16 protein-coding genes, 1 tRNA gene and 1 other RNA gene are annotated in these 21,553 nt (G+C 53.0%); 11 read left to right on the forward strand and 7 right to left on the reverse strand.

Going from position 1 to position 21,553, the window contains the following annotated elements:
• Positions 1-262: 262 nt before the first annotated feature.
• From AC27FC_RS02995 to narI, 4 genes are read left to right on the forward strand one after another with little or no spacing between them, the layout of a single operon-like run.
• Positions 263-4,006: a nitrate reductase subunit alpha gene (locus AC27FC_RS02995; RefSeq protein WP_033145764.1), complete on the forward strand. Its 3,744-nt coding sequence runs from the start codon at positions 263-265 to the stop codon at positions 4,004-4,006.
• Positions 4,003-5,538 carry a nitrate reductase subunit beta gene (gene narH, locus AC27FC_RS03000; protein ID WP_039263580.1) on the forward strand — a complete coding sequence of 512 codons (1,536 nt, stop codon included), beginning with the start codon at positions 4,003-4,005 and terminating at the stop codon, positions 5,536-5,538. The genes AC27FC_RS02995 and narH overlap by 4 nt, the downstream gene beginning before the upstream one ends.
• Complete coding sequence (narJ, locus tag AC27FC_RS03005) at positions 5,535-6,245, forward strand: nitrate reductase molybdenum cofactor assembly chaperone (protein ID WP_045888023.1); 711 nt, start codon at positions 5,535-5,537, stop codon at positions 6,243-6,245. The genes narH and narJ overlap by 4 nt, the downstream gene beginning before the upstream one ends.
• Positions 6,245-6,922: a respiratory nitrate reductase subunit gamma gene (gene narI, locus AC27FC_RS03010; protein ID WP_023312107.1), complete on the forward strand. Its 678-nt coding sequence runs from the start codon at positions 6,245-6,247 to the stop codon at positions 6,920-6,922. The genes narJ and narI overlap by 1 nt, the downstream gene beginning before the upstream one ends.
• On the opposite strand, the gene AC27FC_RS03015 is transcribed toward narI, so the two are convergent.
• Positions 6,919-7,815 (reverse strand): DMT family transporter, encoded by an 897-nt coding sequence (locus AC27FC_RS03015; protein WP_033145762.1) that lies wholly within the window; start codon positions 7,813-7,815, stop codon positions 6,919-6,921. The genes narI and AC27FC_RS03015 overlap by 4 nt on opposite strands.
• Before the next feature lie 108 nt (positions 7,816-7,923).
• Between AC27FC_RS03015 and AC27FC_RS03020 the strand changes: the two genes are divergently transcribed.
• Positions 7,924-8,367 carry an Lrp/AsnC family transcriptional regulator gene (locus AC27FC_RS03020; RefSeq protein ID WP_029740417.1) on the forward strand — a complete coding sequence of 148 codons (444 nt, stop codon included), beginning with the start codon at positions 7,924-7,926 and terminating at the stop codon, positions 8,365-8,367.
• A 115-nt stretch (positions 8,368-8,482) separates the two neighbouring features.
• Here AC27FC_RS03020 and AC27FC_RS03025 read toward each other — a convergent pair.
• The 4 genes from AC27FC_RS03025 to AC27FC_RS03040 all read right to left on the reverse strand — a co-directional run bounded on the left by AC27FC_RS03025 (position 8,483) and on the right by AC27FC_RS03040 (position 10,248).
• Positions 8,483-8,613, reverse strand: a non-coding RNA gene (locus AC27FC_RS03025) — RtT sRNA.
• 45 nt (positions 8,614-8,658) lie between these two features.
• Positions 8,659-8,743: transfer RNA gene (locus tag AC27FC_RS03030), tRNA-Tyr, on the reverse strand.
• Positions 8,744-8,900: 157 nt separating this feature from the next.
• Positions 8,901-9,743 (reverse strand): formyltetrahydrofolate deformylase, encoded by an 843-nt coding sequence (gene purU, locus AC27FC_RS03035; protein ID WP_023312104.1) that lies wholly within the window; start codon positions 9,741-9,743, stop codon positions 8,901-8,903.
• A gap of 46 nt (positions 9,744-9,789) precedes the next feature.
• A complete protein-coding gene (locus AC27FC_RS03040) occupies positions 9,790-10,248 on the reverse strand; it encodes a YchJ family protein (protein ID WP_045888025.1) in 459 nt (152 codons plus the stop codon).
• Between the two features lie 114 nt (positions 10,249-10,362).
• Between AC27FC_RS03040 and rssA the strand changes: the two genes are divergently transcribed.
• The 3 genes from rssA to galU all read left to right on the forward strand — a co-directional run bounded on the left by rssA (position 10,363) and on the right by galU (position 13,479).
• Positions 10,363-11,265 (forward strand): patatin-like phospholipase RssA, encoded by a 903-nt coding sequence (gene rssA / locus AC27FC_RS03045; RefSeq protein WP_023312102.1) that lies wholly within the window; start codon positions 10,363-10,365, stop codon positions 11,263-11,265.
• A 91-nt stretch (positions 11,266-11,356) separates the two neighbouring features.
• The gene (gene rssB / locus AC27FC_RS03050) at positions 11,357-12,370 is read left to right on the forward strand and encodes a two-component system response regulator RssB (protein WP_033145760.1); all 1,014 of its coding nucleotides are present in this window, start codon (positions 11,357-11,359) and stop codon (positions 12,368-12,370) included.
• A gap of 200 nt (positions 12,371-12,570) precedes the next feature.
• Positions 12,571-13,479 carry a UTP--glucose-1-phosphate uridylyltransferase GalU gene (gene galU / locus AC27FC_RS03055; RefSeq protein WP_008502780.1) on the forward strand — a complete coding sequence of 303 codons (909 nt, stop codon included), beginning with the start codon at positions 12,571-12,573 and terminating at the stop codon, positions 13,477-13,479.
• A gap of 201 nt (positions 13,480-13,680) precedes the next feature.
• Here galU and hns read toward each other — a convergent pair whose 3' ends face one another.
• On the reverse strand, positions 13,681-14,094 hold the full coding sequence (gene hns / locus AC27FC_RS03060; RefSeq protein WP_008502781.1) for a histone-like nucleoid-structuring protein H-NS: 414 nt from the start codon (positions 14,092-14,094) through the stop codon (positions 13,681-13,683).
• 549 nt (positions 14,095-14,643) lie between these two features.
• Here hns and tdk point away from each other — a divergent pair.
• Positions 14,644-15,258: a thymidine kinase gene (tdk, locus tag AC27FC_RS03065; protein WP_196354275.1), complete on the forward strand. Its 615-nt coding sequence runs from the start codon at positions 14,644-14,646 to the stop codon at positions 15,256-15,258.
• Between the two features lie 66 nt (positions 15,259-15,324).
• Here tdk and adhE read toward each other — a convergent pair whose 3' ends face one another.
• Positions 15,325-18,003 (reverse strand): bifunctional acetaldehyde-CoA/alcohol dehydrogenase, encoded by a 2,679-nt coding sequence (gene adhE, locus AC27FC_RS03070; RefSeq protein WP_023312099.1) that lies wholly within the window; start codon positions 18,001-18,003, stop codon positions 15,325-15,327.
• Between the two features lie 478 nt (positions 18,004-18,481).
• Here adhE and AC27FC_RS03075 point away from each other — a divergent pair, with 478 nt between their 5' ends.
• Positions 18,482-19,129, forward strand: coding sequence for a YchE family NAAT transporter (locus AC27FC_RS03075; protein ID WP_023312098.1), 648 nt, complete (start codon positions 18,482-18,484; stop codon positions 19,127-19,129).
• Between the two features lie 770 nt (positions 19,130-19,899).
• Entirely contained in the window at positions 19,900-21,531 is a 1,632-nt protein-coding gene (gene oppA / locus AC27FC_RS03080) for an oligopeptide ABC transporter substrate-binding protein OppA (RefSeq protein ID WP_033145757.1), read from the forward strand.
• Positions 21,532-21,553: the final 22 nt, after the last annotated feature.

The following is a 21,553-nucleotide window of genomic DNA, read 5'->3' on the forward strand; positions in this document are numbered from 1 at the left end:
TGCAGGTGGCTCTACCCCTTAATACCTGAGATGTTAAATTTTGACTGGCTTTTTGTACGATAAAATAAAAATAACTCTATATTTCATGATGATATGAAATTTTTGAAGATACCGCTTTGGTGGTATTTGGTGTAACCCCTCGCCTGAAAGTCCCTCCTCGTCTTGATCGTTATCAATTCTCCCCCTCTTTCAGGGCGTTACCTTCGCTGCAAATCAGCAATGTCGATTTAGAGAGCCACAGGCTCCACACAGGAGATACCCGATGAGCAAATTTTTGGACCGGTTTCGCTACTTCAAACAGAAGGGTGAAACTTTTGCCGATGGGCACGGCCAGGTTCTGGATACCAACCGGGACTGGGAAGACGGTTACCGCCAGCGCTGGCAGCATGACAAAGTGGTCCGTTCGACCCACGGCGTGAACTGTACCGGCTCATGCAGCTGGAAGATTTTCGTTAAAAACGGTCTGGTGACCTGGGAAATGCAGCAGACCGACTATCCGCGCACCCGCCCGGATATGCCAAACCACGAACCGCGCGGCTGCCCGCGCGGTGCCAGCTACTCCTGGTATCTCTACAGCGCCAACCGTCTGAAATACCCGCTGATGCGCAAGCGCCTGATGAAAATGTGGCGTGAGGCGAAAGTACAGCACAGCGATCCGGTGGATGCCTGGGCATCCATCATCGAAGACGCGGACAAAGCAAAAAGCTTCAAGCAGGCTCGCGGTCGCGGCGGTTTCGTTCGCTCCTCATGGAAAGAGGTAAACGAGCTGATTGCCGCCTCCAACGTCTACACCGTTAAAACCTACGGTCCTGACCGCGTGGCGGGCTTCTCGCCTATCCCGGCGATGTCGATGGTCTCTTACGCCTCCGGGGCGCGCTATCTGTCGCTGATCGGCGGTACCTGCCTGAGCTTCTACGACTGGTACTGCGACCTGCCGCCTGCGTCTCCGCAGACCTGGGGCGAGCAGACCGACGTGCCGGAGTCCGCGGACTGGTACAACTCCAGCTATATCATCGCCTGGGGCTCTAACGTTCCTCAGACCCGTACGCCTGACGCGCACTTCTTTACCGAAGTCCGTTACAAAGGCACCAAAACCGTGGCGGTCACCCCTGACTACGCGGAAATCGCCAAGCTTTGCGATCTGTGGCTGGCGCCGAAACAGGGTACCGACGCCGCGATGGCGATGGCGATGGGCCACGTCATGCTGCGTGAATTCCATCTTGATAAGCCAAGCCAGTACTTCACCGACTACGTTCGCCGCTACACCGACATGCCGATGCTGGTCATGCTGGAAGAGCGTGAGGGCTACTATGCCGCGGGCCGCACGCTGCGCGCAGCCGATCTGGTGGATTCGCTGGGCCAGGAAAACAACCCTGAGTGGAAAACCGTTGCGTATAACAGCAACGGCGAGCTGGTGGCGCCAAACGGCTCTATCGGCTTCCGCTGGGGCGAGAAGGGCAAGTGGAACCTTGAGCAACGCAACGGTACGACCGGTGAAGAGACGGAGCTGCGCCTGAGCATGCTGGGCAGCCAGGACGAGATCGCTGAAGTCGGGTTCCCGTACTTCGGCGGTGAAGGTTCAGAGCACTTCAACAAGGTTGAACTGAAAAACGTTCTGATGCACAAACTGCCGGTTAAGCGCCTGCAGCTGGCCGACGGCTCTACCGCGCTGGTCACCACCGTTTATGACCTGACCATGGCGAACTACGGTCTGGAGCGCGGTCTGGGCGATGAAAACTGCGCAACCGGCTATGACGACGTGAAGGCCTACACCCCGGCCTGGGCGGAACAGATTACCGGCGTGCCTCGCGCGCACATTACCCGTATCGCACGTGAGTTTGCAGAAAACGCGGACAAAACGCACGGCCGTTCGATGATCATCGTCGGCGCGGGTCTGAACCACTGGTATCACCTCGATATGAACTATCGCGGTCTGATCAACATGCTGATCTTCTGCGGCTGCGTCGGTCAGAGCGGCGGCGGCTGGGCGCACTACGTGGGCCAGGAAAAACTGCGTCCGCAGACCGGCTGGCAGCCGCTGGCGTTTGCCCTCGACTGGCAGCGTCCGGCACGCCATATGAATAGCACCTCCTACTTCTATAACCACTCCAGCCAGTGGCGCTACGAAACGGTCACCGCGCAGGAGCTGCTGTCGCCGATGGCGGATAAATCCCGCTACAGCGGCCACCTGATTGACTTCAACGTGCGCGCAGAGCGCATGGGCTGGCTGCCGTCGGCGCCGCAGCTGGGCACTAACCCGCTGCGCATTGCGGAAGCGGCGAAGCAGGCGGGCATGTCACCAGTGGATTACACCGTGAAATCCCTGAAGGATGGCTCAATCCGCTTCGCGGCAGAACAGCCGGAGAACGGTAAAAACCATCCGCGTAACCTGTTCATCTGGCGCTCCAACCTGCTGGGCTCGTCCGGTAAAGGCCACGAGTACATGCTGAAATACCTGCTCGGTACCGAAAACGGTATCCAGGGGAAAGATCTCGGCAAGCAGGGCGGCGTGAAGCCGGAAGAGGTGGAGTGGAAAGATAACGGCCTCGACGGCAAGCTGGATCTGGTGGTGACGCTCGACTTCCGTCTGTCCAGCACCTGCCTGTACTCCGATATCGTGCTGCCAACCGCGACCTGGTACGAAAAAGACGACATGAATACCTCGGATATGCATCCGTTTATTCATCCGCTGTCTGCTGCCGTTGACCCGGCGTGGGAATCGAAAAGCGACTGGGATATCTACAAGGACATCGCGAAGAAATTCTCCGAAGTCTGCGTTGGGCACCTCGGCAAAGAGACCGACGTGGTGACGCTGCCAATCCAGCACGACTCCGCCGCCGAACTGGCGCAGCCGCTGGGCGTGAAGGACTGGAAAAAAGGCGAATGCGACCTGATCCCGGGCGTAACCGCGCCGCACATTATTCCGGTTGAGCGCGACTATCCGGCAACCTACGAGCGCTTTACCTCTATCGGCCCGCTGATGGAGAAAATCGGTAACGGCGGGAAGGGGATCGCCTGGAATACCCAGAGCGAAATGGATCTGCTGCGCAAGCTCAACTACACCAAAGCGGACGGTCCGGCGAAAGGCCAGCCAATGCTGAACACGGCGATTGATGCGGCAGAGATGATCCTGACCCTGGCCCCGGAAACCAACGGCCACGTTGCCGTGAAAGCCTGGGCGGCGCTGAGCGAGTTTACCGGCCGTGACCACACGCATCTGGCGACGAATAAAGAGGAAGAGAAAATCCGCTTCCGCGATATTCAGGCGCAGCCGCGCAAGATTATCTCCAGCCCGACCTGGTCTGGCCTGGAGGATGAGCACGTGTCCTATAACGCGGGCTACACCAACGTTCACGAGCTGATCCCATGGCGCACCCTGTCAGGCCGTCAGTCGCTGTATCAGGATCACCAGTGGATGCGCGACTTCGGTGAAAGCCTGCTGGTCTACCGTCCGCCAATCGACACCCGCTCCGTGAAAGCGGTGATGGGCGCGAAATCGAACGGTAACCCTGAGAAGGCGCTGAACTTCCTGACGCCACACCAGAAGTGGGGCATTCACTCCACCTACAGCGACAACCTCCTGATGCTGACCCTGTCTCGCGGCGGTCCGATTGTCTGGATGAGCGAAACGGACGCCAAAGATCTGGGTATCGAAGATAACGACTGGATCGAAGTGTTCAACAGCAACGGTGCCCTGACGGCGCGTGCGGTGGTGAGCCAGCGCGTACCGGCCGGGATGACCATGATGTACCACGCGCAGGAACGTATCGTTAACCTGCCGGGGTCAGAAATTACCGAGCAGCGCGGCGGGATCCACAACTCCGTGACCCGTATTACGCCGAAGCCGACCCACATGATCGGTGGCTATGCGCAGCTGGCCTACGGCTTTAACTACTACGGCACCGTAGGATCGAACCGCGATGAGTTCGTGGTGGTACGTAAGATGAAGAATATTAACTGGTTAGACGGCGAAGGTAATGACCAGGTACAGGAGAGCGTAAAATGAAAATTCGTTCACAAGTCGGCATGGTGCTGAATCTGGATAAATGCATCGGCTGTCATACCTGCTCGGTCACCTGTAAAAACGTCTGGACCAGCCGTGAAGGTATGGAGTACGCCTGGTTCAACAACGTGGAAAGCAAGCCGGGCACCGGCTTCCCGACCGACTGGGAAAACCAGGAGAAGTGGAAGGGCGGCTGGATCCGTAAAATCAACGGCAAGCTGCAGCCGCGCATGGGTAACCGCGCGATGCTGCTGGGTAAAATCTTCGCTAACCCGCACCTGCCGGGCATCGACGATTACTACGAGCCGTTTGACTACGACTACCAGAACCTGCACAACGCGCCGGAAAGCAAGCACCAGCCGATCGCCCGTCCGCGCTCGCTGATCACCGGTCAGCGCATGGACAAGATCACCAGCGGTCCAAACTGGGAGGAGATTCTGGGCGGCGAGTTCGAGAAACGCGCCAAAGACCAGAACTTCGAGAACATGCAGAAGGCGATGTACGGCCAGTTCGAAAATACCTTCATGATGTATCTGCCGCGCCTGTGCGAGCACTGCCTCAACCCGGCGTGCGTGGCGACCTGCCCAAGCGGCGCCATCTACAAGCGTGAAGAAGATGGCATCGTGCTGATCGACCAGGACAAGTGCCGCGGCTGGCGTATGTGCATCACCGGCTGCCCGTACAAAAAAATCTACTTCAACTGGAAGAGCGGTAAATCTGAGAAGTGCATCTTCTGCTATCCGCGTATCGAAGCCGGAATGCCGACCGTCTGCTCAGAAAGCTGCGTAGGCCGTATTCGCTACCTCGGCGTGCTGCTGTATGACGCGGACGCGATTGAAAATGCCGCGAGCACCGAGCACGAGAAAGATCTGTATCAGCGTCAGCTGGACGTGTTCCTCGATCCGAACGATCCGAAGGTGATTGAGCAGGCGCTGAAGGACGGCGTGCCGCAGAGCGTGATTGACGCGGCGCAGCAGTCACCGGTGTACAAAATGGCAATGGACTGGAAGCTCGCGCTGCCGCTGCACCCGGAATACCGCACCCTGCCGATGGTCTGGTACGTGCCGCCGCTGTCGCCGATTCAGTCCGCGGCTGACGCGGGCGAACTGGGCAGCAACGGCATCCTGCCGGACGTGGAAAGCCTGCGTATTCCGGTTCAGTACCTGGCGAACCTGTTGACCGCAGGGGATACCCAGCCGGTACTGCTCGCGCTGAAACGTATGCTGGCGATGCGTCACTTCAAACGCGCGGAAACCGTAGACGGCGTGATCGATACCCGCGCGCTGGAAGAGGTTGGTCTGACCGAAGCGCAGGCGCAGGAGATGTACCGCTATCTGGCGATTGCCAACTACGAAGACCGTTTCGTGGTGCCGAGCAGCCACCGCGAGCTGGCGCGTGAAGCCTTCCCGGAAAAAAATGGCTGTGGCTTTACCTTTGGCGACGGTTGCCACGGGTCAGACAGCAAATTCAACCTGTTCAACAGCCGCCGCATCGATGCCATGGATGTGACCAGCAAAACGGAGCCGCACCAATGATTGAACTCGTCATTGTTTCGCGTCTGCTCGAGTACCCGGATGCTGCGCTTGCGCAGCATCAGCAGGAACTCTTTGATGCACTCGCGTCATCTGAAAACCTGGATAAAGACGATGCCCAGCGGCTTGGCGTTTTCCTCCGCGATCTGTTAGCGCGCGATCTCCTGGACGCGCAGGCGGACTACAGCCAGCTGTTTGACCGCGGGCGCGCTACGTCGCTGCTGCTGTTTGAACACGTGCACGGTGAGTCCCGTGACCGCGGTCAGGCGATGGTGGACCTGATGGCCCAGTATGAACAGCACGGCCTGCAGCTCGACAGCCGCGAGCTGCCGGATCATCTGCCGCTGTATCTGGAGTACCTGGCGCAGCTGCCGAAAGAAGAGGCGCTGGGCGGTCTGCAGGACATCGCGCCGATCCTGGCGCTGCTCGGCGCGCGTCTTCAGCAGCGCGAGAGCCGCTATGCTGTTCTGTTCGATCTGCTGGTGAAGCTGGCCAACGCCGCGGTCGACAGTGAAAAAGTGGCGGAGAAAATTGCGGATGAAGCCCGCGACGATACCCCACAGGCGCTGGATGCGGTCTGGGAAGAAGAGCAGGTGAAATTCTTTGCTGACCAGAACTGCGGCGAGTCTGAAATCTCCGCTCACCAGCGTCGCTTTGCCGGCGCGGTTGCCCCACAATATTTGAATATCTCTAACGGAGGACGGCACTAATGCACTTCCTGAATATGTTCTTCTTTGACATTTACCCGTATATCGCGGGTACCGTGTTCCTGGTGGGAAGCTGGCTGCGTTACGACTACGGCCAGTACACCTGGCGTGCGGCCTCCAGCCAGATGCTGGATCGTAAAGGGATGCATGTGGGCTCTAACCTGTTCCACATCGGTATTCTGGGGATTTTTGCCGGTCACTTCCTGGGGATGCTGACGCCGCACTGGATGTATGAAGCGTGGCTACCGATCGAGGTGAAGCAGAAGATGGCGATGATCGCCGGCGGTGCCTGCGGCGTGATGACTCTGGTGGGGGGCCTGCTGCTGCTGAAACGTCGTCTGTTCAGCCCGCGCGTGCGTGCGACCACGACCGCAGCGGATATTCTGATCCTCTCCCTGCTGATGGTGCAGTGCGCGCTGGGCTTGCTGACCATTCCGTTCTCGGCGCAGCATATGGACGGGAGCGAAATGATGAAGCTCGTCGGCTGGGCGCAGTCCGTGGTGACCTTCCACGGCGGAGCCTCCGCGCACCTGGACGGCGTAGCGTTTATCTTCCGCGTTCACCTGGTGCTGGGGATGACGCTGTTTGTGCTGTTCCCGTTCTCACGTCTGGTGCATATCTGGAGCGCGCCGGTGGAGTACCTGACGCGCAAATACCAGATTGTGCGCGCCCGTCGCTAATTCGCCGTTTTGATACCAACCCCGCACTCGCGGGGTTTTTTTTCGCCCCAGCCCAGATTATTGCCCGCGGCAGCAAACAGGATCAGCGCGCCGCCCGCCAGCTGCGTCAGGTTCAGCGAGTGTCCGAACACCAGATTATCGACAACGATCGCCACCACCGGATAGATAAACGACAGGGAGCCGGTAATGGGCGTAGGCAGCTTCTGGATCGCGCTGTAGAGCAGCTGGTACATAATGCCTGTATGGACGATGCCCAGCGTCAGCAGGATCGGCCAGGGAAAATCACCGGAAAATGACGGCATGTTGGCAAACGGTAAAAGCATCACGACGCCCGTCAGCACCTGGATAAAGGCAATATGCTGCGGCGCAACGGATCTGAGCTTGCGGGCAATAATGGCCGTGACCGCATAGAAGAAAGCCGCGGCCATCGCCAGGCCGATTCCGGCGAGCCATTCACCGCCGTGCGCGCCGGTCAGCTCGCTGGAGAGCAAGATCACCACGCCGCCGAAGGCGAGGAACAGCCAGCCCCATTTCACCAGGCTAACGCGTTCACCTAAAAACATCCCCATTAAGACCAGCATAAACGGCTGGGTGTTATAGACCACGGTAGAAAGACCAATCCAGATCCGCTCATAGGCCGCGAAGAGCAGCAGCCAGTTCACCACGAGCGCTACGCCGCCGAGAATGGCCAGCAGCAGCGTGGTGCGGGTGAGGGGACTGAAGGGCTTTTGACTTGCCCGGATAAAAATAAAAAGCGCTATTGCCCCGATAAGACAGCGCCAGAACACCACTTCCGTCACCGGCAGACCGCTGAGTAAAACAAACGCACCGATAGAGCCGGAAATTAACATCGCCAGGCTCATTTGCCAGACGCCTTTATGGAAATCACGCATCATCCACCTCCTGATTGTATGACGCTATTGTCGAAAATCGCTGTCGGGTTTTACAGGGATGAGATAAGGTGAAATGCAATGATGGCTTTTTAAAATTAGGTGAAAACGATGGAATACCTTCTCGATGATATCGACCGTCAAATTTTAGCCTGTCTGGTCGAGGATGCGCGCATGTCTTTGAAGGTGCTCAGCGGACGCATCGGTCTGACTTCCCCCAGCACGGCAGAACGCCTGAAGAGGCTGGAAGAGCGCGGTGTGATTCAGGGGTATGGCGCACGGGTGAATCTGGCGGCGCTGGGGTATACGCTGCAGGCGCTGGTGCGCGTGCGGCCTTTGCCGGGGCTGTTGCATAAGGTTGATAAATACATTCAGGCGATGCCGGAGTGTATCGAGAGCGACAAAGTCACCGGGGAAGATTGCTTTGTGATTAGGCTGGTGGTGCGATCGATAGAGCAGCTGGATGTGCTGCTGGACGGCCTGGCGGAGCATGCCCAGTGCAATACGTCGATTGTGAAGAGTTCGCCGGTGAAGCGTCGTTTACCGCCGATGTAGGCTTCTGGCTTCTGGCTTCTGTCTTCTGTCGCCGGGTGGCGGCTGCGCCTTACCCGGCCTACAAAGGCGGATACGGTTCAGTTTTATAATGATTTTTTGGATTATTTGAAAGTGATGGTGGTGGGGGAAGGATTACTCGGCGCGTTGCGCCTCGCCCTTCGGGTCGTTGCCTGCGGCAACGCTTTCTCGCTACGCTCGAATCGAACCTTAGTCGAAGCTTCTCATCCTTCCCCGTTACGGAAATACATGATGCCTGGTGCAAAAAGGAGGTTTGGAGTTATTTGAAAGTGATGGTGGTGGGGGAAGGATTCGAACCTTCGAAGTCGATGACGGCAGATTTACAGTCTGCTCCCTTTGGCCGCTCGGGAACCCCACCACGGGGTAATGCTTTTTACTGGCCTGCTTCCTGCTGGAAGCGGGGCGCATCATATCAAATGAGGCGCCCCTGTAAAGCATTCCTTTAGGTAAATGAAGCTGTTTGCCTGCTTTTTATCCGTAAAGGCGCAAAGCTAATCAATTCATTTTCTGAAAGATTAAAGAATGATGGTTCTGTTGCCGTAGACAAAGACACGCTGCGCCAGCACCTGATACAGCGCACGACTGAGCACGTTCTTCTCAACGTCACGCCCTGCACGCATCATGTCCTCTGCCGTGTAGGTGTGATCCACGTGAATCACGTCCTGCATGATGATTGGACCTTCGTCCAGATTGTCATTCACGTAGTGCGCGGTTGCACCGATGATCTTCACGCCGCGCTCGTAGGCCTGGTGGTAGGGACGTGCACCAATAAAGGCCGGCAGGAACGAGTGGTGAATGTTGATGATCTTGTTCGGGAAACGCGCCACGAAGGATGGCGTTAACACGCGCATGTATTTCGCCAGCACCACGTAGTCCGGGTTATGCGCTTCAATGGCCTGCGCCATCAGATCGTCGTGTTCTTCACGGGTATGGCCTTCGTGGCTCACCAGCTCGAACGGAATATCAAAACGCTCGACCAGCGTGCGCAGCGTCTCATGGTTGCCAATAACGGCAGCTATTTCCACGTCCAGACCGCCGTAGTTTGCTTTCATCAGCAGGTCGCCCAGACAGTGTGCTTCTTTGGTCACCAGGATCACGATGCGGCGTCGACCGGCTGGGGTCAGCTCGCGCACGGAACCTTCCGGAAGCGCGCTGTCGAGATCGGCAAGCAGGGTGGTGTCGTTGAAAATACCTTCGAGTTCGGTACGCATAAAGAAGCGGCCGGTACGGTGGTCAACGAACTCGTTGTTCTGCACGATATTCAGTTCATGTTTGTAGCAAATGTTGGTAATTCGTGCGATCAGTCCTTTTTGATCGGGACAGATGGTGCGCAGAACTTTACGTTGTAATGATTGCATCGCCGGGAAATCCTGTTTGTATTTGCGAAGTCTGGGTTGTCAGGCATTACTGCCCGCAACACTTTTTAAATTTTTTACCTGAACCACACGGGCAGGGATCGTTACGACCAAACTGTGGGCGCGTTCCGTCAATATAATACCACTGCCCGCTTTCCTTTAAGAACCGGGAACGCTCGATAATGGCACCTGGTTTATTATTCTCGGTAAAACGAGCAACAAAGCTGACGTAACCTTCATCCACATGACTGCCCGTTGAGGATTCATAGACGGTGAGGCCGAGCCACTGCGTGTTCGCGAAGCCGGCTTCGATGTCCTGTCTGAATTCGGCAGCATGGCAGGAGGGATGCCAGGTTTTAATCAGGTAGTCTGCGTCTTTGATCACAAAAGCGGTGTAACGTGAACGCATGAGGTGTGACGGGTCTGGTGCAACCTGATCGCCAGACAGATATCGCTGGCAACATAGGCTATACTCCAGAGCGCTACCACAAGGGCAGAGTTGAGACACGATTCTCTTCCTGGAACAAATAATAAAGGCGTAAAACGCTTCGGGTAGCACTATGTTAACTGAGCTGTTGCGTTGACGCTATGTCAGGAATCCAGGGGAAGTAAAACAGGGCTAATGAGAAAGGTTAAAATTGGACTGGCGCTGGGCTCAGGTGCAGCCCGGGGATGGTCACACATCGGCGTGATTAATGCCTTAAACAAGATGGGCATTAACGTAGATATTGTCGCAGGTTGTTCAATAGGATCGCTTGTCGGCTCCGCCTACGCGTGCGGGAAGCTTCCGGAACTCGAGACCTGGGTGCGTTCCTTCAGTTACTGGGACGTCCTGCGTCTGATGGACCTCTCGTGGCAGCGTGGTGGGCTGTTGCGCGGCGAACGCGTCTTTAACCAGTTCCGCCAGGTTATGCCTCTCGAAGACTTCACTGATTGTCAGATGCCCTTTGGCGCCGTCGCGACGAACCTCAGCACGGGACGCGAACTCTGGCTAACCGAAGGGGATATCCATCTTGCCGTGCGCGCCTCCTGCAGCATGCCGGGGCTTATGGCGCCTGTCCCACACAACGGTTACTGGCTTGTCGACGGTGGCGTTGTAAACCCGGTTCCCATCTCTCTGACCCGTGCAATGGGGGCGGATATCGTAATTGCCGTCGACCTGCAGCACGACGCCCACCTGATGCAACAGGACCTCATGCCGGTCAATCTCCAGAGCGAAGATGCCGAGGGCGAGAAGCTGGCCTGGCATGAGCGCCTGCGCGGTAGAATCGGGCGTATGGCCGCGCGACGCTCGGTTGCCGCGCCGACGGCGATAGAAATCATGACCACGTCAATCCAGGTACTGGAGAATCGCCTTAAGCGCAATCGTATGGCAGGCGACCCGCCAGATATTCTTATTCAGCCTTACTGTCCGCAAATCTCTACTCTTGATTTCCATCGGGCTGAGGCCGCCATCGCAGCGGGCTCGTTAGCCGTCGAAAAGAAAATGGACGAATTGTTGCCTTTTGTGCAAACAGCACGTTAAGCACCTTTTTTTGACTACTTCAGCAAAATCTGACAGGCGATAGTGCCGATCGCATGCCACTATTTAGTTACTGTCAGCCAGGGGAGGAACCATGACGCAGCCATTGGCCGGAAAACACATTTTGATTGTTGAAGACGAGCCCGTTTTCCGATCGCTACTGGATTCGTGGTTATCCTCGCTGGGAGCAATCACTTCACTGGCTGAAGATGGTATCGACGCCCTGGAAAAAATGATCAGCATTACGCCCGATTTAATGATTTGCGACATTGAGATGCCGCGCATGAATGGGCTGAAGCTGGTTGAACATCTGCGTAACGAAGGCAACCAGACGCCGATTCTGGTGATCTCTGCCACAGAGAATATGGCGGATATCGCCAAAGCATTGCGGCTCGGTGTCCAGGATATTCTGCTTAAACCGGTCAAGGATCTGAACCGGCTGCGAGAAACGGTCTTAGCGTGCCTGTATCCGAATATGTTTAATTCCCGGGTAGAGGAAGAGGAGCGTCTTTTCCAGGACTGGGATGCCCTGGTGAGTGACCCTCCTGCTGCGGCGAAACTGTTGCAAGAACTTCAGCCACCCGTACAGCAAACTATTTCACACTGCCGCGTAAATTATCGTCAGTTGGTAGCGGCTGACCAGCCGGGACTGGTACTGGATATCGCACCTTTATCTGATTCCGACCTTGCGTTTTATTCTCTGGATGTCACCCGGGCAGGGGATAATGGCGTATTAGCCGCGTTACTTCTTCGTGCGCTTTTTAATGGTTTGCTGCAGGAACAGTTATCGCATCAGGGACAACGGCTGCCGGAGTTAGGCAGTTTGCTCAAACAGGTAAACCAGCTTTTTCGCCAGGCTAATTTGCCCGGACAGTTCCCGCTGCTGGTCGGCTATTACCACAGCGGTTTAAAGAATCTGATCCTCGTTTCAGCAGGTCTCAACGCTTCACTAAATACCGGTGAACATCATATTCAGGTGAGTAACGGTGTTCCGCTTGGGACATTGGGTACGGCGTATCTTAATCAAATTAGCCACCGCTGTTCCTCCTGGCAGTGCCAAATTTGGGGCGCCGGGGGACGGCTACGCTTAATGTTGTCCACGGAATAAGCAATTGGATCTTAATTTTAAGATTGCTTTACCTGTGTTTTACGGGGAGTGCTACTATCGCTGCCCAGATTCATGCGTATTTGTCCTAATTGATCGGCAACGCGTTCTTTTCAGACCCGGACTGCGGGGCGAGGCTGATATACTCAACGCGTTATTTATTGCATAAAAGTTCAAAACTTGAACAGCTCAGGAGAATTTGAATGGCTGCCCTAAATTCGAAAGTCAGAAAGGCCGTCATCCCGGTAGCGGGATTGGGGACCAGGATGTTACCAGCAACTAAGGCAATTCCTAAAGAGATGCTGCCTCTGGTTGATAAGCCATTAATCCAGTATGTCGTTAATGAATGTATCGCAGCCGGCATCACTGAAATTGTGCTGGTTACGCATTCATCAAAAAACTCTATCGAAAACCATTTCGATACAAGCTTTGAACTTGAAGCCATGCTGGAAAAACGTGTTAAGCGTCAGCTGTTAGAAGAAGTTCAGTCTATTTGCCCGCCTCACGTTACCATTATGCAGGTTCGTCAGGGCCTGGCTAAAGGTCTGGGCCACGCTGTGATGTGTGCACATCCTGTTGTAGGTGATGAGCCTGTAGCGGTAATTCTGCCTGACGTAATTCTGGACGAATACGAATCCGATCTTTCTCAGGATAACCTTGCAGAGATGATCAAACGTTTCGACGAAACCGGTAGCAGCCAGATTATGGTTGAGCCTGTTGAAGACGTGACGGCATACGGTGTGGTTGACTGCAAAGGCGTTAACCTTGAGCCGGGCGAAAGCGTGCCAATGGTTGGCGTGGTAGAGAAGCCTAAAGCCGACGTAGCGCCTTCAAACCTGGCCGTTGTAGGTCGCTATGTTCTGAGCGCTGAAATCTGGCCTCTGCTGGCGAAAACGCCTCCAGGAGCGGGTGATGAGATTCAGCTGACGGATGCCATTGATATGCTGATCGAGAAAGAGACCGTTGAGGCTTACCATATGAAAGGTAAGAGCCATGACTGCGGTAATAAGCTTGGTTATATGCAGGCGTTCGTAGAATATGGTATTCGCCACAATACTCTTGGTGAAGAATTTAAAACCTGGCTCAAAGAGAGCGTAGGTATTAAGAAATAAGCCACGGGTACATATGTCCGAAACCGGTGAGGCGCTGCCCACCGGTTTTTTTATGCCCTAAACACTTCTGAAACCTGTCTCTAAGTACAGTTATTAAAATTGCCAAATAATGCTTTATGACAGAGTGTAAGGGGATGTTTGCGACAAATTTAGGTTAAAAAAAATCCCGCATTACGCGGGATTTTTCTGAATACGGCTGGATTAATCCTTGATCAGGAAGTCGTCCAGCTGTTTACCTTGTTCGTCCATGGCTTTCTTGATAACAGCAGGAGTGCGGCCCTGGCCAGTCCAGGTTTTAGTTTCGCCGTTCTCATCAACGTAGCTATATTTAGCAGGACGAGCAGCACGCTTGGCTTTAGTACCGGTTTTAGCTGCAGCCATGCTGTTCAGCAATTCATTTGGATCGATACCATCAGCAATCAGCATTTCACGATATTGCTGCAGTTTACGAGTACGTTCTTCGATTTCAGCGGCAGCTGCGCTTTCTTCTTCACGACGTTCATTAACTACAACTTCTAATTTTTCCAGCATTTCTTCAAGCGTTTCGAGGGTGCATTCTCTTGCCTGCGCACGAAGAGTACGGATGTTGTTCAGAATTTTAAGTGCTTCGCTCATTGTAGTAATCTCAAACTTATAATGGGGGGTGGTTTGTTGACCTAATAATAGAGCCATAAATTCAGTTGTGCAATAGCCAGGAATGTAAGGAATTCAAAAAATACTAAATAATGCCGCTATTATTAATTACGCTAACTTAAATTTCATCACCCAACAGTCTCGTTTGTTATCAGCTAACCCGGCTGGACCCGGTCGATTGCCTCTTTTTTTTGTGACATTTACCGCAGGAATTATAGTTGCGGCGGAGAAATATCAGCCTTTTGTATTAGTTCCCCACCGTGATGTTAAGACTGAAATAGTTAATAAATAGTGAATTTTAATGAACAGCGATTCCACTATAAAAAGCAGTGTTATGTTTGGCTAAACATATAACATATTGGCCAGGCTGAAGGAGTTTACTTCATGTTTTAGCGGGTTATTTTCATGAAAAGAAGGTTGTGAACTCCGTGCTGAAACGCTTCCTCTGTGTGCTACATCGCTGATGACCAGACAAATTATGGTACAATGAATCATCGGGAATATTACACATTGATTAGGGTTTTACGGCCAATGGCACAACTTTATTTCTACTATTCGGCAATGAATGCCGGGAAATCCACCGCGTTGCTGCAATCCTCGTACAATTACCAGGAGCGCGGGATGCGTACCGTTGTTTATACGGCTGAAATTGACGATCGCTTTGGCGCAGGGAAGGTGAGTTCCAGAATAGGGCTCTCGTCGCCTGCCAGACTGTTTAACCCGAAAACCGATCTGTTTGAGGGCATTCGTACAGAACATGCTTTGCAGCCCATTCACTGTGTTCTGGTAGATGAGAGCCAGTTTCTGACGCGTGAACAGGTTCATGCCCTTTCAGAGGTGGTCGATGAGCTCGATATTCCCGTGCTGTGTTACGGCCTGCGTACGGATTTCCGCGGTGAGCTCTTTGCCGGTAGCCAGTATTTGCTTGCCTGGTCGGATAAGCTTGTCGAATTGAAAACAATCTGCTTCTGCGGTCGAAAAGCCAGCATGGTGCTTCGTCTTGACCAGGCCGGGAAACCTTATGCAGATGGCGAGCAGGTGGTTATAGGCGGTAATGAACGCTATGTTTCAGTCTGTCGTAAGCATTATAAAGAAGCGTTGTCTGTAGGCTCGCTGACGGCGATTCAACACGACAACAGGAAATAACGCCAGCCTTGTTATACAGACATAAAAAAACCCGCCATAAAGGCGGGTTTTTTCTTCTGCTTTCAATTAAGCGCTTTTCTTCGCTTTCTTGTCAGCTTTGATGACAGGAACTTCTGTTTTCACAGCGGCAACGTCACCTTCTTTGAACTCACGACCGTAGAAGGTATCCAGCAGAATCTGTTTCAGCTCGGAGATCAGTGGGTAGCGCGGGTTAGCACCAGTACACTGGTCATCGAATGCATCTTCAGACAGCTTATCTACGTGAGCGAGGAAGTCAGCTTCCTGAACGCCTGCTTCACGGATAGATTTTGGAATACCCAGCTCAGCTTTCAGGCTTTCCAGCCATGCCAGCAGTTTCTCAATCTTCGCAGCAGTGCGGTCACCCGGTGCGCTCAGACCAAGGTGGTCTGCGATTTCAGCGTAACGACGGCGCGCTTGCGGACGGTCGTACTGGCTGAAAGCAGTCTGCTTGGTTGGGTTGTCGTTTGCGTTATAACGGATAACGTTGCTGATCAACAGGGCGTTCGCCAGACCGTGAGGAATGTGGAACTGAGAACCCAGCTTGTGCGCCATAGAGTGGCAAACACCCAGGAAGGCGTTCGCAAACGCGATACCGGCGATGGTAGCTGCACTGTGAACGCGTTCACGTGCTACTGGGTTTTTAGACCCTTCGTTGTAGGACGCTGGCAGGTTTTCCTTCAGCAGTTTCAGCGCCTGCAGAGCCTGACCGTCAGAGAACTCAGATGCCAGCACAGAAACGTAAGCTTCCAGGGCGTGAGTTACCGCATCCAGACCACCGAACGCACACAGTGATTTCGGCATCTCCATGACCAGGTTCGCATCAACGATAGCCATGTCTGGGGTCAGTGCATAGTCAGCCAGTGGGTATTTCTGACCTGTTGCATCGTCCGTTACTACTGCGAATGGCGTAACTTCTGAACCGGTACCGGAAGTGGTTGTTACCGCGATCATTTTCGCTTTTACGCCCATTTTCGGGAACTTGTAGATACGTTTACGGATGTCCATAAAGCGCAGCGCCAGTTCTTCGAAGTGGGTTTCAGGATGCTCGTACATGACCCACATGATTTTCGCGGCGTCCATTGGGGAACCGCCACCCAGAGCGATAATCACATCTGGTTTGAAGGAGTTAGCCAGCTCAGCACCTTTACGCACAACGCTCAGAGTAGGGTCAGCTTCAACTTCAAAGAACACTTCAGTTTCTACGCCAGCCGCTTTCAGTACAGAGGTGATCTGGTCAGCGTAGCCGTTGTTGAACAGGAAACGGTCAGTCACGATGAGCGCACGTTTGTGGCCATCAGTAATCACTTCATCCAGCGCGATTGGCAGTGAGCCACGGCGGAAGTAGATAGATTTCGGAAGTTTGTGCCACAACATGTTTTCAGCTCGCTTAGCAACGGTTTTCTTGTTGATCAGGTGTTTTGGACCAACGTTTTCAGAGATGGAGTTACCACCCCAGGAACCACAACCCAGAGTCAGGGAAGGTGCGAGTTTAAAGTTGTACAGGTCACCGATACCACCCTGAGAAGCAGGGGTGTTAATCAGGATACGTGCAGTTTTCATCATCTGACCGAAGTGGGCAACGCGTTCTGGCTGGTTGTCCTGGTCGGTGTACAGACAAGACGTGTGACCGATACCGCCCATGGCAACCAGTTTCTCGGCTTTCTCTACCGCGTCTTCGAAATCTTTCGCACGGTACATGGCAAGCGTTGGAGACAGTTTTTCATGTGCAAACGGCTCGCTTTCGTCAACAACTTTCACTTCACCGATCAGGATTTTGGTTGTTGCCGGAACGGTAAAGCCTGCGAGTTCAGCAATTTTGTAAGCCGGCTGACCCACGATAGCAGCGTTCAGTGCGCCATTTTTCAGGATGATGTCCTGAACGGCTTTCAGCTCTTTGCCCTGCAGCAGGTAGCCGCCGTGGCTGGCGAAACGTTCACGAACTGCGTCGTACACGGAATCAACAACAACAACAGACTGTTCAGATGCACAGATCACGCCGTTATCGAAGGTTTTAGACATCAGTACAGACGCAACGGCACGTTTGATGTCAGCAGTTTCGTCGATAACAACAGGAGTGTTACCGGCGCCCACACCGATCGCTGGTTTACCGGAGCTGTATGCGGCTTTAACCATGCCAGGACCACCGGTCGCCAGGATCAGGTTAATGTCCGGGTGATGCATCAGCGCATTGGAGAGCTCAACAGAAGGTTGGTCGATCCAGCCGATCAGATCTTTTGGTGCGCCAGCAGCGATCGCCGCCTGCAGGACGATATCCGCAGCTTTGTTGGTCGCGTCTTTCGCACGTGGGTGTGGAGAGAAGATGATTGCGTTACGGGTCTTCAGGCTAATCAGTGATTTGAAGATAGCTGTAGACGTTGGGTTAGTTGTCGGAACAATACCGCAGATGATGCCGATAGGTTCAGCGATGGTGATGGTACCGAAGGTGTCGTCTTCGGACAGCACGCCACAGGTTTTCTCATCTTTATAGGCGTTGTAGATATACTCGGAAGCAAAGTGGTTTTTGATCACTTTATCTTCCACGATACCCATGCCGGATTCGGCAACGGCCATTTTAGCGAGAGGGATTCGAGCATCTGCAGCAGCCAGTGCGGCCGCGCGGAAGATTTTATCAACCTGTTCTTGGGTGAAATTGGCATATTCACGCTGGGCTTTTTTAACGCGCTCGACGAGGGCGTTCAGTTCAGCGATATTAGTAACAGCCATAATGCTCTCCTGATAATGTTTAAACTCTTTTAGTAAACCAGCGCTCGATACGTCACACAGTATAGACAGAGCCGATACGACTTGCGTAACACAAAGTAAAACAAAGAGTTACTTTCTGCGTCAGCACACTAATTTACTAAAAGAGCCTTACCTTAGCATCATCCCTTTTTGTCAGGTGATCTCCCTGGGGGCGTAACCAAGATTACTCACTTCTGAGTACGGAAATCATGATCTGCGTCAATTTTCCCCCAAGCTGATACCTTTCAGCAGGGTTATTTCGTTGAGATTTTTCAAGTGTTAAATAATTACGTAAGTAATGGAAGCGGCGCTATCACTGATTATACATATGTTTAACATCCTGAAATGATAACGTTTTGCCACAGATTTCGAGTGAAGTATGCTAATAAAAAGGGTATCTTCAGCGCGATTTCTCATGACAAAGTGTCAGTCCCGGGCATGTGTATAAGCGGAGCAAAACGTGATCCAAACGCTCTTTGATTTTCCAACGTATTTTAAATTTTTTATTGGTTTGTTTGCCCTGGTCAACCCGGTGGGGATCATTCCTGTCTTTATTAGTATGACGAGTTACCAGACGGCGGCGGCGAGGAATAAGACCAACCTCACCGCTAACCTGTCAGTGGCTATCATATTGCTCACCTCCCTTTTTCTTGGGGACGCCATTCTCCAGCTCTTCGGCATTTCGATTGACTCTTTCCGCATAGCGGGTGGGATTCTGGTCGTGACCATCGCCATGTCCATGATCAGCGGTAAGCTGGGCGAGGATAAACAGAACAAGCAGGAGAAGTCAGAAACAGCTATCCGCGAGAGTATTGGCGTGGTGCCGCTGGCCTTACCGCTCATGGCTGGCCCTGGCGCCATCAGTTCAACCATTGTCTGGGGCACGCGTTACCATAGCCTGATGCACCTGATTGGCTTTTCCGTTGCCATTGCGCTTTTCGCACTCTGCTGTTGGGGAGTATTCCGCATGGCGCCCTGGCTGGTGCGCCTGCTGGGGCAGACGGGCATTAACGTCATAACGCGTATTATGGGGCTGCTGTTGATGGCGTTAGGGATAGAATTCATCGTTACAGGAATTAAAAGCATTTTCCCCGGTTTGCTGCACTGATATTTCGTATGAAAGAACGGAGCCACGGCTCCGTTTTTTTACGTCATTATCAGTAAATCCTATAACTAAAGTTGAAATGCTCACATATCATAATAAATTCTACTAATAATGTTCATTGCTTGTATTTCAATGAGTTATTAATTCCCGCCAAACTCGCCTGCGCAGAAAACCTTCGATCGATCTGTTATTTTACTCACATGATACTCTGGGGCTTGCTGAGAGATAACCGAAATGATATTAGTAAATTCAACATTCCCCTAGATGAATGTGCTAAATAATAACCAGTTGTTAAATTTTTGTACAAAATCACTCGATGATAGCGCAGAGACGCGCGTGTAGAGAAGGTTTTCTCTATCTTATTGAATATCATGATTTTTAAGTGGTGTTCGATGTCCGGCAGGGCTGCCCTCAACGATGCGGTACTCACCGTAAAAGAGAATTGCTTAACAAATTTGCAAAATGTATTGGCGCGCGTTTACGCCATTTGATACTTTCCGGCCTAATATTTTGCAGCATAAAACAAGCAGATGAGAATTATTTTCATATAGTTCTCTTCTCAGATATCCAGCGCAGGTCTCAAACAGGGGAGGCCTGTAAAGAATCGACGCAAGACGGCCATACGAGCGGTCAGTAATAAAAAAGTCGGTGATAGCAAGCAGTAAAAGAAGAACCTGACAGCAGCAAAAAAAACTCCTGCGCTGTACAGGCCCCAAAAGGGGATTACACAGCTGGCGAAGGCCAGTCATTATAATGAGTGGAGTACCAACACAATGTCCATCATCACAAAAAAAAATCTGGTAGCGGCGGGGATTTTAACTGCGCTAATCGCGGGCAACGCTGCAATGGCTGCGGACGTTCCTGCAGGTGTTCAACTGGCGGAGAAACAGACGCTGGTGCGTAACAACGGTGCGGAAGTTCAGTCTCTTGACCCGCACAAAATTGAAGGTGTTCCTGAGTCTAACGTTAACCGCGACCTGTTCGAAGGCCTGCTGGTGACAGACGTAGACGGCCACCCGGCGCCGGGTGTTGCAGAAAAATGGGAAAACAAAGATTTCAAAGTCTGGACCTTCCATCTGCGTAAAGATGCGAAATGGTCCGACGGTACACCGGTCACGGCCGAAGATTTCGTTTATAGCTGGCAGCGTCTGGCGAATCCAACCACCGCCTCTCCGTATGCGAGCTACCTGCAATATGGCCACATCGCCAATATTGATGACATCATCGCGGGCAAAAAACCTGTTACCGACCTGGGCGTAAAAGCGATCGATGCCAATACCTTTGAAGTGACGTTGAGCGAACCTGTTCCGTACTTCTATAAGCTGCTGGTTCACCCGTCCGTCTCCCCGGTACCAAAATCCGCCGTGGAAAAATTTGGTGAGAAATGGACGCAGCCTGCCAATATCGTGACCAACGGTGCCTATAAGCTGAAAGACTGGGTGGTCAACGAACGTATGGTGCTTGACCGTAACCCGCAGTATTGGGATAACGCGAAAACCGTTATTGACCAGGTGACCTACCTGCCAATTTCGTCCGAAGTGACTGACGTTAACCGCTATCGCAGCGGTGAAATCGACATGACCTATAACAACATGCCGATTGAACTGTTCCAGAAACTGAAAAAAGAGATCCCTAAAGAAGTTCACGTCGATCCGTACCTGTGCACCTATTACTATGAAATCAACAACCAGAAAGCACCGTTTACCGACGTACGTGTACGTACCGCGCTGAAGCTGGCACTGGATCGCGATATCATCGTGAACAAAGTGAAAAACCAGGGCGATCTGCCGGCGTACAGCTATACCCCTCCATACACCGATGGCGCAAAACTGACCGAGCCAGAGTGGTTTAAACAGACTCAGGAACAGCGTAACGCAGAAGCGAAGAAACTGCTGGCCGAAGCGGGCTACACCGCAGATAAGCCGCTGACCTTCAGCCTGTTGTACAACACTTCCGATCTGCACAAAAAACTGGCTATCGCCGTCGCCTCGATCTGGAAAAAGAACCTGGGCGCGAACGTGAAGCTGGAAAACCAGGAGTGGAAAACCTTCCTCGACAGCCGTCATCAGGGCACCTTTGATGTGGCACGTGCTGGCTGGTGTGCGGACTATAACGAACCGACCTCCTTCCTGAACACCATGCTGAGCGACAGCTCGAACAACACCGCGCACTATAAGAGTCCGGCATTCGACAAGCTGATTGGCGACACGCTGAAAACTACTGACGAAGCACAGCGTACAGAACTGTACTCTAAAGCCGAGCAGCAGCTGGATAAAGATTCCGCGATCGTTCCGGTTTACTACTACGTTAACGCCCGTCTGGTGAAACCGTGGGTAGGTGGATATACCGGTAAAGACCCGATGGATAATATCTACGTTAAAAACTTGTATATTATCAAGCATTAATGGCAATGAGTGGGGCGGGCAT

This window comes from Enterobacter sp. C3_dUdeg, assembly GCF_057536195.1.

What these genes read in the sequence shown, in the direction of transcription:
- AC27FC_RS02995 (WP_033145764.1), top strand. Translation starts at nt 263, where the DNA reads ATGAGCAAATTTTTGGACCGGTTTCGCTACTTCAAACAGAAGGGTGAA.
- narH (WP_039263580.1), top strand. Translation starts at nt 4,003, where the DNA reads ATGAAAATTCGTTCACAAGTCGGCATGGTGCTGAATCTGGATAAATGC.
- narJ (WP_045888023.1), top strand. Translation starts at nt 5,535, where the DNA reads ATGATTGAACTCGTCATTGTTTCGCGTCTGCTCGAGTACCCGGATGCT.
- narI (WP_023312107.1), top strand. Translation starts at nt 6,245, where the DNA reads ATGCACTTCCTGAATATGTTCTTCTTTGACATTTACCCGTATATCGCG.
- AC27FC_RS03015 (WP_033145762.1), bottom strand. Translation starts at nt 7,815, where the DNA reads ATGCGTGATTTCCATAAAGGCGTCTGGCAAATGAGCCTGGCGATGTTA.
- AC27FC_RS03020 (WP_029740417.1), top strand. Translation starts at nt 7,924, where the DNA reads ATGGAATACCTTCTCGATGATATCGACCGTCAAATTTTAGCCTGTCTG.
- purU (WP_023312104.1), bottom strand. Translation starts at nt 9,743, where the DNA reads ATGCAATCATTACAACGTAAAGTTCTGCGCACCATCTGTCCCGATCAA.
- rssA (WP_023312102.1), top strand. Translation starts at nt 10,363, where the DNA reads ATGAGAAAGGTTAAAATTGGACTGGCGCTGGGCTCAGGTGCAGCCCGG.
- rssB (WP_033145760.1), top strand. Translation starts at nt 11,357, where the DNA reads ATGACGCAGCCATTGGCCGGAAAACACATTTTGATTGTTGAAGACGAG.
- galU (WP_008502780.1), top strand. Translation starts at nt 12,571, where the DNA reads ATGGCTGCCCTAAATTCGAAAGTCAGAAAGGCCGTCATCCCGGTAGCG.
- hns (WP_008502781.1), bottom strand. Translation starts at nt 14,094, where the DNA reads ATGAGCGAAGCACTTAAAATTCTGAACAACATCCGTACTCTTCGTGCG.
- tdk (WP_196354275.1), top strand. Translation starts at nt 14,644, where the DNA reads ATGGCACAACTTTATTTCTACTATTCGGCAATGAATGCCGGGAAATCC.
- adhE (WP_023312099.1), bottom strand. Translation starts at nt 18,003, where the DNA reads ATGGCTGTTACTAATATCGCTGAACTGAACGCCCTCGTCGAGCGCGTT.
- oppA (WP_033145757.1), top strand. Translation starts at nt 19,900, where the DNA reads ATGTCCATCATCACAAAAAAAAATCTGGTAGCGGCGGGGATTTTAACT.